10 protein-coding genes and 6 pseudogenes are annotated in these 14,016 nt (G+C 58.8%); 6 read left to right on the top strand and 10 right to left on the bottom strand.

The genetic code is table 11. The features are described 5' to 3' along the window. Positions 1–314: 314 nt before the first annotated feature. Positions 315–1,063: pseudogene (locus F6X42_RS39670) on the bottom strand (IS6 family transposase). A 647-nt stretch (positions 1,064–1,710) separates the two neighbouring features. Here F6X42_RS39670 and F6X42_RS39665 point away from each other — a divergent pair. Both F6X42_RS39665 and F6X42_RS39660 read left to right on the top strand, forming a co-directional pair. Then, entirely contained in the window at positions 1,711–1,860 is a 150-nt protein-coding gene (locus F6X42_RS39665) for a hypothetical protein (protein WP_162633939.1), read from the top strand. A 188-nt stretch (positions 1,861–2,048) separates the two neighbouring features. Continuing rightward, positions 2,049–3,377, top strand: a complete 1,329-nt coding sequence (locus F6X42_RS39660; RefSeq protein ID WP_187639282.1) for a polyhydroxyalkanoate depolymerase — start codon at positions 2,049–2,051, stop codon at positions 3,375–3,377. A 252-nt stretch (positions 3,378–3,629) separates the two neighbouring features. Here the strand turns inward: F6X42_RS39660 and F6X42_RS39655 are convergent, their stop codons facing one another. The 5 genes from F6X42_RS39655 to F6X42_RS45445 form a co-directional block, all read right to left on the bottom strand. Beyond that, positions 3,630–3,839 carry a hypothetical protein gene (locus tag F6X42_RS39655; RefSeq protein ID WP_187639281.1) on the bottom strand — a complete coding sequence of 70 codons (210 nt, stop codon included), beginning with the start codon at positions 3,837–3,839 and terminating at the stop codon, positions 3,630–3,632. Between the two features lie 109 nt (positions 3,840–3,948). Then, positions 3,949–4,293: a DUF3331 domain-containing protein gene (locus tag F6X42_RS39650; RefSeq protein ID WP_187639283.1), complete on the bottom strand. Its 345-nt coding sequence runs from the start codon at positions 4,291–4,293 to the stop codon at positions 3,949–3,951. Positions 4,294–4,629: 336 nt separating this feature from the next. Then, a complete protein-coding gene (locus F6X42_RS39645; RefSeq protein WP_281394094.1) occupies positions 4,630–4,989 on the bottom strand; it encodes a response regulator in 360 nt (119 codons plus the stop codon). Continuing rightward, on the bottom strand, positions 4,989–5,471 hold the full coding sequence (locus tag F6X42_RS39640) for a hypothetical protein (RefSeq protein WP_187639279.1): 483 nt from the start codon (positions 5,469–5,471) through the stop codon (positions 4,989–4,991). The genes F6X42_RS39645 and F6X42_RS39640 overlap by 1 nt, the downstream gene beginning before the upstream one ends. Positions 5,472–5,606: 135 nt before the next feature. Further along, entirely contained in the window at positions 5,607–5,735 is a 129-nt protein-coding gene (locus F6X42_RS45445) for a hypothetical protein (RefSeq protein ID WP_281394095.1), read from the bottom strand. Positions 5,736–6,588: 853 nt separating this feature from the next. On the opposite strand from F6X42_RS45445, the gene F6X42_RS39635 reads away from it, so the two are divergent. Together F6X42_RS39635 and F6X42_RS39630 are read left to right on the top strand one after the other, a co-directional pair. Beyond that, positions 6,589–6,933, top strand: a complete 345-nt coding sequence (locus F6X42_RS39635; protein ID WP_312893010.1) for a hypothetical protein — start codon at positions 6,589–6,591, stop codon at positions 6,931–6,933. 147 nt (positions 6,934–7,080) lie between these two features. Beyond that, positions 7,081–8,350, top strand: a pseudogene (locus F6X42_RS39630) (IS256 family transposase). Positions 8,351–8,396: 46 nt separating this feature from the next. On the opposite strand, the pseudogene F6X42_RS39625 reads toward F6X42_RS39630, so the two are convergent. Beyond that, a pseudogene (locus tag F6X42_RS39625) lies at positions 8,397–8,489 on the bottom strand (HPF/RaiA family ribosome-associated protein); the annotation flags it as partial. 1,212 nt (positions 8,490–9,701) lie between these two features. Between F6X42_RS39625 and F6X42_RS39620 the strand changes: the two are divergent. Continuing rightward, positions 9,702–10,418, top strand: a pseudogene (locus F6X42_RS39620) (IS5 family transposase); the annotation flags it as partial. A 38-nt stretch (positions 10,419–10,456) separates the two neighbouring features. Here F6X42_RS39620 and F6X42_RS39615 read toward each other — a convergent pair. Then, positions 10,457–10,606 (bottom strand): annotated as a pseudogene (locus F6X42_RS39615) (IS5/IS1182 family transposase); the annotation flags it as partial. Here F6X42_RS39615 and F6X42_RS44880 point away from each other — a divergent pair. After that, a pseudogene (locus F6X42_RS44880) lies at positions 10,601–10,720 on the top strand (VapC toxin family PIN domain ribonuclease); the annotation flags it as partial. The pseudogenes F6X42_RS39615 and F6X42_RS44880 overlap by 6 nt on opposite strands. A gap of 1,453 nt (positions 10,721–12,173) precedes the next feature. On the opposite strand, the gene F6X42_RS39610 reads toward F6X42_RS44880, so the two are convergent. After that, positions 12,174–12,947: a hypothetical protein gene (locus F6X42_RS39610; RefSeq protein ID WP_187639278.1), complete on the bottom strand. Its 774-nt coding sequence runs from the start codon at positions 12,945–12,947 to the stop codon at positions 12,174–12,176. A gap of 239 nt (positions 12,948–13,186) precedes the next feature. After that, positions 13,187–13,465 carry a helix-turn-helix transcriptional regulator gene (locus F6X42_RS46180; protein WP_376776513.1) on the bottom strand — a complete coding sequence of 93 codons (279 nt, stop codon included), beginning with the start codon at positions 13,463–13,465 and terminating at the stop codon, positions 13,187–13,189. Between the last annotated feature and the right edge of the window lie 551 nt (positions 13,466–14,016).

Here is a 14,016-nt window from a genome sequence, read left to right as displayed (position 1 = left end):
CTTGTTCATGGTGGATGGTTTGTTGTTTGCTGGTTTCCGACTTCGACAATCAGATTCTCAGCTGAAACCTCCACCGCCTACAATCTCCCGCCTCAACTCCCCCGTACACCACTTCCGACTTTAGCTCGTGTGACGCGTGCGAAGGTCGTGTGGAGTCGGGCACGGCCGGCGTCAGTAAGATGCTTAATACTGTGCGCGAGCGCAGTGCGGTCAAAGTCGCATGCTGCGTTCTTCGGGGGCCGCGTTTCCGCGAGGGGACGTGGCTACCCTCTAAGGGCGCGCAGGTGACAGCGCTTAACATACGGTTCACTAATTTATGCGGCAATGCGATCCAGCATCAGATTGTCCGTTACGGTTTCCCACGCCTTGAACGCCTGCTTGCGGGCCTGCCGTTTCTGTTGCGCGTTCGCGTTGTAGCGGCAGTGCATGAACAGGTTGCTGACCTGAGCATGGACCGACGTGAATCGTTGTAGATGGCGCGCCGACTTGAAGCGCCGCATCACCTTCTCGCGCATGCGTGTGGGCTGGTGCGAATTCTCCGCCCGGTTGTTCAGTCCTTTGTGCTGCCGATGCTCGACGTTCAGGCCCAGTTCATTGTTCGCCGCCGCGTAGCTGCGCAGCTTGTCCGTTACGATCACGCGTGGGCAGCCGTGGCGCCTGAGCAGCTTGCGCATCAGCCGTTTGGCCGCCGCCTTGTCGCGGCGGCTCTGCACCAGCACATCGAGCACTGCGCCTTGCTGATCGACGGCCCGCCACAGCCAATGCTTCCTGCCGCTGATCGTCACGACCACCTCATCCAAGTGCTAGGTGCCACTTGTCGCCGCGACCCGGCGCTGTCGAACGGATACGCTTCGCGATCGCAAGACCGAACTTCGTCAGCCAGCACCGCACCGTTTCGTACGTAAGCTCGATTCCCCGTGCCGCCAGCAGCTCCTCGACCATGCGCAGGCTGAGCGGGAACCACAGCCACACCGCGTAACTGAATTTCCGGCGGAAATCGATAGCCCTTGAACGAAATCGGCGCCTCGGCCGACGGCAAAACGGAGACGGAAGCTTTCTTCATCCCCCATTATATTTGTCGACCCCGGCTTCAACTTGGCAATACCCTCGGCGCTCATAGCGCTGAAGTACTTCGCCGCCGCTCCATTCATCGACCTTAGGAATGGCTGTCTCATACCTGCGTATGACCGGCTTACTGTGACGGCTCCCGCTACATTGCCGGCAAGACTCGAACCCTCGCTCCTGGACGCCTCGCTGCATCCAAAGGTATGAGCGCGTTATGCCCATGGAGGGCTGCGGCGACCGTTCGTACAATGGTTTTCTTTTGGTTATCCGTCTACCTTGATTCCATGGAATTCGCGATTTTTATTTGAGTGGCAGTCATGTTAGACGTTCCGCGTAGCTGGGCTTATATCCGTAGCAGCGCGTACGACGAGTACACGTTCGTCCCCTGTCTGGATAAGAACTGTATCGCCGGACTGTTGACCTTAGCTTGGCCGCATCTGTATCCAGTGAGGGTCACGATGAGCAGGAACGCAAGAGATCTGGTCCAGCTGGCGTCGAGACGATCCGATGTCGACGGCAGCGACCAGCGTCTTCTACGCGGTACATAAAACGAACGCTGATCAAATCGCTCGACCGCCTATCGTCTGGCCGACTGGACGAAGGGCGCCAAGGCCCCGTTGATCGGAGATGCCACAGGAGATTGTCATGTTCATCTATTCGATCCGTTATCGTGATGTCTGCGGCCGATGGTCGGTTGCCTTCGCACAGGCTGCTTCACAGTCCGACGCTGAAGCGATTGCAACCTGCCGTTATGGCGCGTTCCATTCCGTCAGCCATGCGCGATTGGTTCCTTGAACAACGTAGCCTGGTAGCCCGAACGGCCAAATTAGACCGGAGGGCAAGTTCAGCCCATCGCGTCGCGTACGCAGCGAATGGCTGCTCGCGAGCCCCCGGGCGCGGCGTCGCATGCGGCTACCTCATCCGTTCCAATACAGCACAACAAGGAATTCCTCGCGTCTTACCCAGCTTATCCTTAGGGAAACATGCTCTATCAATTGCACGAATTCCAGCGGGCACTTCTGAGCCCGCTCACCGCCTGGGCCCAGGCAGCATCGAAATCATTTGCGAATCCGGCCAGTCCGCTAGCCTATGTGCCGGGCGCCACGCGCCTTTCCGCCGGCTACGAACTGCTGTACCGGCTCGGCAAGGACTACGAAAAACCGGAGTTCAACCTGCATCAGATCGTCAAGGACGGGCACAATATCCCGATCGTCGAACAGACGATCATCGAAAAACCGTTCTGCCGTCTGATGCGCTTCAAGCGTTTCGCCGACGACAGCGACGCCGTTACTCAATTGAAAGATGAACCGGTCGTGCTGGTATGCGCACCGTTGTCGGGACACCACGCCACGCTGCTGCGCGACACCGTCACCACGTTGCTGCAAGACCACAAGGTCTACATCACCGACTGGATCGACGCGCGCATGGTGCCGCTCGAAGACGGTCCGTTCCATCTCGACGACTACGTCGCGTACATCCAGGAGTTCATCCGCCACATCGGCGCGAAGAATCTGCACGTGATCTCGGTCTGCCAGCCGACGGTGCCGGTGCTCGCCGCGATTTCGCTGATGGCGAGCCGCGGCGACGACACGCCGCGCACGATGACGATGATGGGTGGTCCGATCGATGCGCGTAGGAGCCCGACGTCAGTCAATTCGCTCGCGACGCAGCACTCGATCGGCTGGTTCGAAGCCAACGTAATCTACAACGTGCCGGCCAACTATCCGGGCGTGGGCCGGAAGGTCTACCCGGGTTTTCTGCAGCACACCGGTTTTGTCGCGATGAATCCGGAACGTCATGCGGCTTCGCACTGGGACTTCTACCAGAGCCTGCTGCGCGGCGACGAAGACGACGCGGAAGCGCATCGCCGTTTCTACGACGAGTACAACGCGGTGCTCGACATGGACGCGAACTATTACCTCGACACGATCCGCGTGGTGTTCCAGGAGTTCCGTCTTGCCGAAGGCACGTGGGACGTCGCCGGCGAGCGGGTGAAGCCGCAGGACATCACGAAGACCGCGCTCTTCACGATCGAAGGCGAACTGGACGATATCTCCGGCGACGGTCAGACCTATGCCGCGCACGAGTTGTGCACCGGCATTCCGGCGCAGCACAAGCGCCACTTCACCGCCGAAAAGTGCGGCCACTACGGGATCTTCTCCGGCCGCCGCTGGCGCACCATCATCTATCCGCAACTGCGCGAGTTCATCGTAGAACACGATCCGGCGCCAAGAAGTGTCTGCAAAGAAGATCGGTGCGAAAAAATCGACGGTAACGAAAGTAATGCGAGCTATTCCTGCGCGACCGTCTGACGGTCGCGCCAGTTGCCAGGCGGCCTTCGGCTGTGGTCGGTGGCCGTCAGGAAAGCGGTCTGCCCTTCATTGTCCAATGTTGAAGAGCACAACCTGGCCGAAAGCGCCAGTTGGTCCATGGTTCCGCGAAACAGTCATTCAGTCGGGATCCGAAGCATGACGCGACCGGCCAGTATGGCCGTGAAACAACGTTCAACATCGCGAATTGAATGGCCGCCACCTGAAGCAGCCAGCCAGTCCATAAGCGGTGCGTTACCGCGACTCAAGGGCGTCGAGTCGCACTTGCGCAATCTCGCCCGGATGTTGGCCGCGGTATGCATCGAAGAGCTGTGAGCATAGCTGGGCGAGCGAATCAAGGTCTACGGCCTGGTCTGCGTGGTCGACCTCGCCTGCGCTGAGTATGTCGTCGAGAACCGGGGCGAGACGGCGTAGTCGCACGAACGTGGCGGCCTCAAGTTTCATATTGAATCTCCTGTGGCCAGGCGGTGGAGAGCACCCTGAGACCGCCTGTGTTCTGGGGATGCTTTAGCTGAGTGAGTCCGAGTCCAACATACATTAACTCCAGCGCGTGTCAGGCGCCTGTGCGGGCTTGGACCAGCTCGCTGGCGAGAATCATTGCGTCTCTGTTAAGTGGTATGACTCGTCCGCGGACTCGGGGACGGTAGACCGAGTCGCCCAGATTGATATGCTTGCCGGATAGGGCGCAACACCCTGACGCGCGAGCGAGACACGCCGACCAGACCTGCTCTTCGTAGTTGCAAAGCGTCGCGTCACGCCAGCGCAGCACGAAGAGAGAATTGGACAGTTCCTCAACGACGGTCACAGTGAAGGGTCGCACGTCGCCGCCCGTCTGCCGGGGACGGAACGGATCGCCCGTGGAGCGGGGACGGACGGACAGGGCCGGAGTAGTTCGCATCGGGTCTGGCGGGGAAGAAAATCGATGGACGGCTGCGAGCGTCGATGCCCAGGGGTCCATGCCATTCGGCGAAGAAGTGCCACAAGCGGACTTTGACTGGGCGAGCCGGCCCGGCCGGTGCGGCGACGGATAATGGGCTGAAGCCAGCGCGGGGACAATAGACGTACGATTGGAGCCACTCTCTGACAGGATGTCAGAGTCCGTATTCGGTTCAGCGTTCAACATCGTGTTCCTCCCTTTAGCACTGTTTCCAGCGGCTGCGCTTTCTTCGAAAATGCGGTACTCCTTGATGGAGGCAGGAATGGCTTTCCATTGGCGGCATATCGAAGTGACCAGTCAAGGCGATTGGGCGCTACTGTGACTGTGCAGTCGAAGCAGTTCGAGCAGGCGCGAGGCTGCGACTGGCTTTCTCAGAAACGCCGACACCTGCAGGTGGGCCGGTGGTGTCGCCACCGCTGAGTTCAGAAGGACAGGAATAGTTGCGAAGTCCGGCTCGGCCGCGAGCGCGCCTATGAGGGTGGGTCCGTCCATGACCGGCATCATGAAATCCGAAACCACGATGTCAGGGCGCCTTCGGCGTGCTGCCTGCAGTGCCTCATCCCCGTTCAACGCAGTCATTACCTCGTAACCTTCTCCGCAAATCAACGTTTCAAGCGCCTGAAGCAGGCTCATGTCGTCATCGACCAGTAACACCATCACCATGACCCGCCCCCGAAGCGGTGGTCTTTCACTTCGTCTGTTTGCCGGCAACAGCTATTCCGCTGCTCCCACGCGTTGAAAGCAGTCCGTTGGACGGGAGCGTTCTCGCGGCAGCTGACGCCGCCAACAGCAAAGTCTGTGCTTCCGTCTTCATCAGGTGCGCATGCTTCCCCGGTGGGTGCAGCCTGACTCGCGCGCATTACCGCGACAAGCGATGGCCGACATTCCGACGCTGACTTTCCGTTTGCGAGCATTTTCGGTTCAAACGCCCCTAGCAGAAACTCTGGGACCGCGTCGCTTAGCGCCTGCGACAGACGGTCGAGCGTCTGTTCTCTTCCGTCGTCGAGAGCGGCTGCCAACAGCGCCGCGATTTCTTCCGTCAGTGCGGCGGCAATGGGCGCGAGCTGTGTTTTGAGGTCTTCGCGTAGCGTCGGAATTCCCGATGGGGTGATGCTCCTCAATGCAGACTTTGCGGCCATTGGTGGCTCCCGAAGGTCTTTTGGTAGCGTGCATCCGCGCGGTGCGACAGTGCCGGGAGCCGTTGAACTCTCAACGACCTGCACAACAGAGCTTCACAGTACATGGCTAGAGGTCGAATAATTCCTGACTTGCGGCTACTGGATGCATATGGCGGAGAGGTCGACGGTACGGCGATAGATGTTCCTGTCAAGCCACGGCACGAACGTGTACTCCGCATACGCGTTACTGCCGATATATATCCAGTTGTGCAAAACAGCTGACACGATGAATCCTTGAAGACGTCAAAAAACGAACGGGTCGGGCCACCCCAAAAGGCGATTGTGGTCGGGCCGAACCGCGAGCTTTGCGCTGTCATAACGGCAACGCTGTCTCGATGAGAGAAGAGTAGGTTTTGCCGAATGGCAAATCTACTATGCGGTCGGATATGTCGATACCGCGTTAGCGTTACGTGGGTATACGGGCGTATAACTTCGCTTAGGAGATTAACGGGCGGTGCCGAACCGTGCATAGTCCAGTCCCGCCTTGACCCTGAAGGCGATGTTGTCGCCGCGGTTAACGACTCGGGGTCTGGTATCCGTGAGGAAAAGCTTCCGCGACCTTCGAACCGTTCTGTACGACATGCATTTCCGGCAGGGTGATGAGTCTGCGATTTCCAGTTCTATTCATGCAGCCCATGGTGGGCAAATCTGGGCCCCCCAGTTGTTCTTAAGGCGGCGCAACATTCTCATTCAGCCTCTCGCCAGCCCTGACACAGGAGGTAAATACCTAGGCGGCATGTAAGCGCTCCGCGCGGGTTGCGTCTACAAGGAAGCAACCGGACAAAGCTGCGGACACGACCACCACCGCAACGACGCCGCCCCCGCGCGAGGTTGCATCCAGCGTTTTCATGACCAGCTCCGGGGTCTGATGCGACGCAACATGCGGCGCGTCTTCAATTAATACGGTTCTTGAGCGTAGCCGGCAAGCAGGATGCCTATTGGCGAGTGCAAGATTCAGCCTGACCCGAACGGTCGCGAGAGCTATGCGGACGCTGCTCTTCGCTACTACCTGCCCTTCGGCTACGTTCCCTACGGCGAAGTGCCGGCGGGGGCGGCGCAGCAGCAATATCCTTTCTCGATGACCGACGTAGCCGCGACCGGTGCGGTCGCGTCAGATGTATCTGCATCGGCGAACACCTATATCGCGCCAGCCGCGCCCGTCTTCACCATGCCTGCGTATTACCCCGTCGCGTATCCGTCCTACGGCTGGCCCGCGTGGTGGGGACCATCGGTGTCACTGAGTTTCGGCTATTGGGGCGGCTGCTGTTACGGCGGGGGCCACCACGGCTATTGGGGCCACGGATATCGAGGCGGTTGGGGCGGTCATGGGGCTGGGGTGGCAACGGATACCCCGGGCGTGCCATGGGCGGCGGCCATTACTGGGGTGGTGGCGGAGGCCACGGGCATGCGCATTGAGCGGTAGAAGTAATACTGACGTGTTCAACAGTTCCCGAACAGCTGAACCCGTGGGCGAAGTGGAAGAAGGACGGTCACATCAATGACGTTTTCGAAGAGCCTGTCAGATTTTCTGTGTGCCGAGGTCATGAGACGATAACGGAAATAACGTCCTATGACCGAAGCAACCGTGACAAAGAAGAACAAGAACCCGAAGGCACCGAAGCTGTTTCCCGATGAGTTGATCGACCAATTGCTTGCCCAGGTGCAGGGCAAGGATGCTGAGTCGGTCCTGGGCGAATCAGGTCTGGCCGGCCAGCTCAAGAAACGGCTGGCCGAGCGCATGCTCGCGGCCGAGTTGAGCCACCATCTGGAAGCCGAGACCGAGCAAGGCAAGTCCGGCAACCACCGCAACGGCACCAGCCCCAAGACGGTCCTGACGCCCAATGGCGAACTGATGCTGGATATTCCGCGCGACCGGCAAGCGACATTCGAGCCGCAATTGGTCGGCAAGTATCAACGCCGGCTACCGGGCTTCGATGACCACGTCATCAGCATGTATGCGCGCGGCATGAGCGTGCGCGAGATTCAGGGCCATTTGCTGCAGTTGTACGGGCTGCAGGTGTCGCCCGATCTGATTTCGACGGTCACCGACGAGGTGCTGGCTGAGGTCGAGCAGTGGCAGCAACGCCCGCTCGAGGCCATGTATCCGATCGTGTACTTTGACGCGCTGCGCCTGAAGATCCGCGACGAAGGCACGGTCAAGAACAAGGCGGTCTATCTGGCGCTGGGCATCCGCGCCGACGGTCGCAAGGAAGTGCTGGGCTTGTGGATCGAGCAAACCGAGGGCGCCAAGTTCTGGCTGAAGGTTTTCAACGAACTGAAGAACCGCGGCTTGCACGACATCCTGATCGCGGTGGTTGACGGCTTACGCGGCTTCCCCGAAGCGATCGAGGCAGTCTATCCGGCCGCCCAGATCCAGACCTGCATCGTCCATCTGATCCGCAATTCGCTGAATCTGGCGAGCTGGAAGGACCGCAAGCCCGCTGGCTGCCGCGATCAAGCCGATTTACCAGGCCGTCACCGCCGAGGCGGCGGCAGCGGCGCTCGACGCCTTTGCGGGCAGCGAGTGGGGCCGCAAATTCCCTACCGTCACGGCGATGTGGTAGCGCCAATGGGAACAGGTGATCCCCTTCTTCGCCTATCCGCCTGAGGTACGTCGAATTGTATATACGACAAACGCGATCGAAAGCATGCACATGCAGTTGCGCAAGATCGTCAAGAACCGCGGCCACTTCCCGAGCGACGAGGCCGCCAGCAAACTGCTGTATCTGGCCTTGCGCAACATCGAAAAGGACTGGAAGATGCCGCCTATCACCTGGCGGCAAGCAGTGAATCAGTTCGCCATTCTGTTCGGCGAGCGGTTCACCAGCGCCATCAACTGAGATTTCTAACCGGCCTCAGCACACAAGATTTCTAACATGTCCTTTTCGAATGGCGCAAGATCCGCTCAAGCTTAGTAACCACGTATTCACGCAGTGCCGGAGTGACTTCGAGATGGTGTCCGCTGATTCTAAGGTTCATGGATGCTCCGCAATGATAGCTAACAAATGCACCAACAAGACGAACCGCGTGCTTCTCCTGCTATCTGGTTCGCCTCGCGAGCTGGCTCCTCTCCTACACGTCGTCGCCGCCGGCGCCCGGCGGAACTGTGTCCACCATACGCCCCGCTGATGTGATTGTGGGTGGATTTGCCCCTATACCTTCGGTCATCGCCTAGACACCAAGGTTGATGAATGGAGCGGTGCCCGAACTGTCACTGGTCGATTGCATTGCAGTGCCCGCTCGAACTTCCTCGCGCCGAGCTGTCGGAACTCATGCCTCCGAAGCCAGAGGCAGTCGTGGTGCCGGGATGACCATTGTCAGCCGTGGCGTCGCCACCTCAGCCAACGACTCGATCGCCAGCGCGTCCTGCGCGCACGCATCGGCGCCGTTCGGCTCGTAGCGGTCTGGGCAGCCCGGATTGTTGTCCGCGCGCACAGGCGGGCCGCGCAACTCAGAACACAATGAAGCACAAGCGACCTCCCTGTATCAAGCTGTACAGCGCAAATCTTGGCGTGCAAGAAAAACAACCCGATCGATGCGATGCTCGTCACCGGTCCCTGTCGTCCTCCGGGCAATTGAACGCAGACACGGCTCAGTTTCACCGTCCCCCGATACACGATCCCGCCTGGCCACGATACGAACGTGCATAACGTTCTCCGACCGAAGAAACTGATGACCAAAGAAGACGCTGCCGTTGCGGAGGTGTCGCGCGGACGCACCGACCATGGAATTAACGTAAACGTGCAAGACAAAAAAGACCATTCTACGAATGGCACGCATTGCTCCTGCTTAGGAATGGCTGTCCCATACCTAGGTATGACTGCCTTACGGTAACGGATCCCGTTACATCGCTACTCAAACACTCACTTCCTGGACGCATCGAGGTATCCAAACGTATGACTGCGCTATGCCAACGGAGGATTGCAGCGACCGTTCGTAGAATGGTTTTCTTTGGGTCGTCCATCTATCTTGATTCCATGGACTTTGCGATTTCATTTGAGTGGCGCCATGTTAAACGTTCTGCATAACTGGATTATATCGGTAGCAACGCGTACGACGAGTACACGTTCGTCCCCTGGCTGAAGAAGAACGTGTATCGCCGGACCGTTTAGGAAGGTCTGCAAAAGTCCTGGCATTGCGTTGCTGCTGAGCTATCCTGGAAACAGAGCGAATTAGGTGAGGGGCAACGTGATGACGCAGCTTGGTCTTGGTCTGGATCTGTCAACGAAGCGCACGCGCAAGCGGGAATTTCTCGATGAGATGCAACGCGTTGTGCCCTGGTTGAAGCTGATTGCGCTAATCGAGCCGCACTATCCCCCGGGCAAAACCGGTCGGCCACCATTCCCGATTGCGACGATGCTGCAGATTTATTTCATGCAGCAATGGTTCGGTCTATCAGACCCTGCTATGGAAGAGGCACTCTATGACGTGCCGCTGTATCGCGAGTTCGCGGGCCTCGACGGCGGCATGGTCCGTTTGCCCGACGAAAGCACGATTCTCCGGTTCCGTCATCTGCTGGAAAAGCCCGGGCTGGCGGCGCAAATGCTGGCGCTAGTCAATGAAATCCTGACGGAGAAAGGCCTGATGCTCAAGGCTGGATCGGCAGTCGACGCCACTCTGATTGCCGCGCCCAGTTCGACAAAGAATGGCTCCGGCACGCGTGATCCGGAAATGCAATCAACGCAGAAAGGTGGCAACTGGTACTGCGGGATGAAGATGCATATCGGCGTGGACGCCGACTCGGGCCTGGTCCATACGGTCATCGGAACGGCGGCCAATGTTCACGACATCACCGTAGCCCAGGCATTGCTGCATGGTAAAGAAACGGATGTGTACGCGGACGCCGGTTATCAGGGTATCGAAAAGCGTTGTGAGACTGACGCGGTTCGTTGGCATGCGCGCCGGAGCGCTCCAACCAGACATGTGATCTTCATCGGCCCGGTGTTTCAAGCTTTGCGCAAAGCTCTACGCGCCATCCATAGATTGCCCAAAGCAAACAGCGTGGTGATCTGGGCGGTGTTCTTCATCAAACCACGATAGCGGGTCTTCACGTAACCGAACTGTCGCTTGAGGATGCGAAACGGAGCAGCGACCTTACGCTGCTTGCGTCAACTTTGATGACTCCCGGTGCGTCACTTTGGACCTTGGACAAACGACTCGGCCAGCTCGCCGGTGAACTCGGCATCGCGGAAATGCATGACATCCACTAGGCGCGGCATCCCCCGGCCACGTCATTCGGCACTTTCCAGGATCAGCGCTATCGCTGTGCAAAAACCTGCGGTCTTACAGCTCACCCACCTGAGCAGTTCCTGACGAGGCTTCTCCGGTCCGCAGGCGGGATTTTATATGTCGCACGATACTTAGCTATACTAGCTAATGAAAATGCTAATTGCTTTTATGTCAAACGTGACACCGATGCTCGCGCGGCTTGCGCGCCTTTCGCGAGAAATTCATATCAGCGGCGGCATGAGTGGCGGTTCCACCACCGCAGGCGTTAGCTGGGGAAAGGAATTGCGTGAACGGGTAGATCGTCGAAAGTCGGGTAAGTCACCCTGCCTCTTGAGCGTGCGCGGCCACCCCACGGTCGATCGACATCGCTGGCCGCTCGGGGTCCGGCGGAAAGATGCACCACCTGCCGTCACGATGACGAAAAAAAAACATTGCTATTGAATTCGCTGCATTGTCTGCGACGACGCGAACGTAACGTGCTTTACCCCATCGTCCAACATGACTGACTCTAAAACATCCGTGAGGGTCGGCCAGCAGCCAATGCTGAACCAAATCTCTCAATGATCTTGCTGAGACTGCCACGACAACTCCTTTATTCCCCGAACGCCCGCCGTCAATTGAACCGGTGCCGCTCTCTTACGCACTGAGGCGCGTCGCAACTGCGAAGTTGATGACCTTAAGACCGTGGACCGCTCTTGCGATTGGTGGCGCGGGGTGACCCGAGAGCAAACGATCGCTATAGGCAATCGTTTCTCACAGGGCTTGGAAAATGCTTTGCGCGGTTCCGAGCCGAAAGGTCGATCGGTCCAGCAGCAGCGAAAGCGACAGAAGCTTCCTGCGATGCGACGAAGCCAGTGAGACGTCAGATCGAAACGGGAACATCTTTCGCACGCAGACGTCGTCATATCAGTTAGCGGCAAAGGCAGATACTTCGGATCAGCGACCAGCGCGAGATGCAGCAATTGCTCCTTATAGTCGCTGATCGTCGCCCGCGCTGCGCTGGCGCTGTCGATCGACGGACCTGATGTTTAGCAAAACTCATCGGTGAATGATGGCGCGTGCGCGCCATTCACCCAAGGTGCTGGAAAGCAGCGACTTAATAGGGGCGGTAGGCCGACAGACGAGCGGCGTACCCCTGAAGGCGCTTTGCTGGCGGTCCGGATGGCGCCCGGTCCGCTTTGTCCTCCTGCATCCACTGACGCAGTCGCCGCTCGATCCGGGCGATCTGCGTTCGTCCAGCCTCGCCAGACGCCATCGTGTCGTGCTCGTAGTGGCCTACCTTTCCTGGCGACTGTCAAGTCTCGACGCGAAATGCCGTGTGCAGGCTTCGCCGGCCATGGTTGCGAACTAGCCAGGCTGAAACTGACCCCAGTTTCCGAAGCGCGGAGCCTGTAGCCGCGCCAGTTTTTGCCCGCGAAATGGTGTTGGTTTTACTCAGTTGCGTCTTAGCTCTGCGTTGTACGCCAGTGCAGCATTGGCGACCGCAAACAGGAAGTCGTTGTTCCTGCCATGTCCGTCATCGACGAGGGTAGCCATACCGGTCAGTGTCTGGCTGCCCACGTGCAGGGTCATGCGATAGACATCGACCGTCGGATCGATAGTGGACAACGTGCCGGGGAAAATCTGCCCGGCCGCATCCCGGTAAGAGAGATTTCCGTTGGCATCGATACTCAGAGCGGTGAGTGTCCGTGAGATGGAGTAGGCCCCTGTGGTGCGCAGTAGCGTGCCCGACTCATCAAAGTAGTCCTGATAGAAGCCCAGGAACGAGATCGTGCCGCTGTCATTGGCAGTGGTGTAATTGGCGAATGCGGTGCCGGTACGATGGTCGAACTCTCCAGCGATCTGGAAAGGCTGCACAGGACCCGCACTGACGGTAAACGGCGCCGCCGTGACATCTGCCCCATCGCAATTTGTCTGCAAATAGGTCGTGCCGGCACCAGAGAAAAATGATCCGTCCGCGGCGATGTTTGCAGAGATCTGCCCACAGTCGTTGGTGATAAGGCTAAACGCGCCACCAGCTGTCACGATCACGAACATGCCCGTATCGCGGCCCGTCAAGTTCGAGTGCAGATTGCCGTTCCAGATTCCCTCCATGATGCCGGCAACCCCAAACGGCCTTCGGGCGCTGTGATCGTCGTGGCCTCCTCCGCATGCCACCACGCTACTCAGCATTGCGATCGACATTAGCCAAACCCAGAGCTTCTTCATGGCTCACCTGCGCGCTTAACAGACTCGTCAATAGTGGCTTACGCCAACGACGCAGCAGGGTGTATTAGGGCAAGCCCCAAGATGCCGGCATGCGATGCATGTAAAGAATAGCGTCCGCGTGGCAGCGCCGACCAACAGCTCGAGCTGGCTCGGTTTGCGCCCGTCGCGGTCGCATCAGCATCATCTCGCCTCGGAAGAGGCGGCGACGTCTGTGCGCATGAATCGTGTGCTGCGCGCAGCTAGCACTGGCGCATCGCAATCGGAGGGCATCCAAAGGCGCGCAAATACGCGCGAGAAAACGCGGACGCACTGCCCAAACCAACGCGCTGCGCAACTGCCTTGACCTTGCCACGTTGGCCAGTGCGCGACGCGCGAGCATAAGACGCCACGCCCGTGAGGTACGCGCTCGGCGTCGTTCCTACGGTCTGTCGAAACGAGGCCATAAACTGGCTGCGTGACATGCCCGCGACAGACGCAAGGTCTTCCACGCGCCACGACCGGTCTGGTGCGTCGTGCATCGCAACCAACGCGCGATGAAGCGCCGGGTGGGAGAGTCCGGCGAGCAGTCCCGGCGCCGTCGCACCGCCATCGATCATCTGTCGCAGGATCATCAGCAACATGACCTCGCATAGACGGCCCGCATTGGCGAATGCGTAGCGTTTCGCAGTGCGTCGATACTTCGATCGCTTCGCACTGGTTCACGCCTTTGTGGAATAGCTTCTGTCTTGCTGGGTACCGATAATATTCGGGCGCGGGCCTCTCATATACCAGTCAAGTATCCAATGTCTTCGTCGATAGTCGGATGGCATCAAGACTACGATTATTGGCAGTGCTCGCCGAGCTCGCGCTGGTGACAGCGTGGATCGCGTTGGGTGACGTAAGTTTAGAATCGGGTCCCGTCGAGTATTTAATCGGCAGTCACCTTCCCGGTCATCTAGATATTGCGTATTTCGGATGAAGGTGACCAGCCGTTTCGGGATCGTGACCGGCGATTTCGGCAACGTGACCGGTCGTTTCGGCAACGTGACCGAGCGGACCGGACAGCAGGATTGGCGTTGCGCATGACATC

The organism is Paraburkholderia podalyriae (assembly GCF_014397785.1).
Classification (GTDB): Bacteria; Pseudomonadota; Gammaproteobacteria; order Burkholderiales; family Burkholderiaceae; genus Paraburkholderia; species Paraburkholderia podalyriae.
The sequence above is the reverse complement of the archived record's forward strand: the minus strand, read 5'-3'. Positions and strand labels throughout refer to the sequence as shown.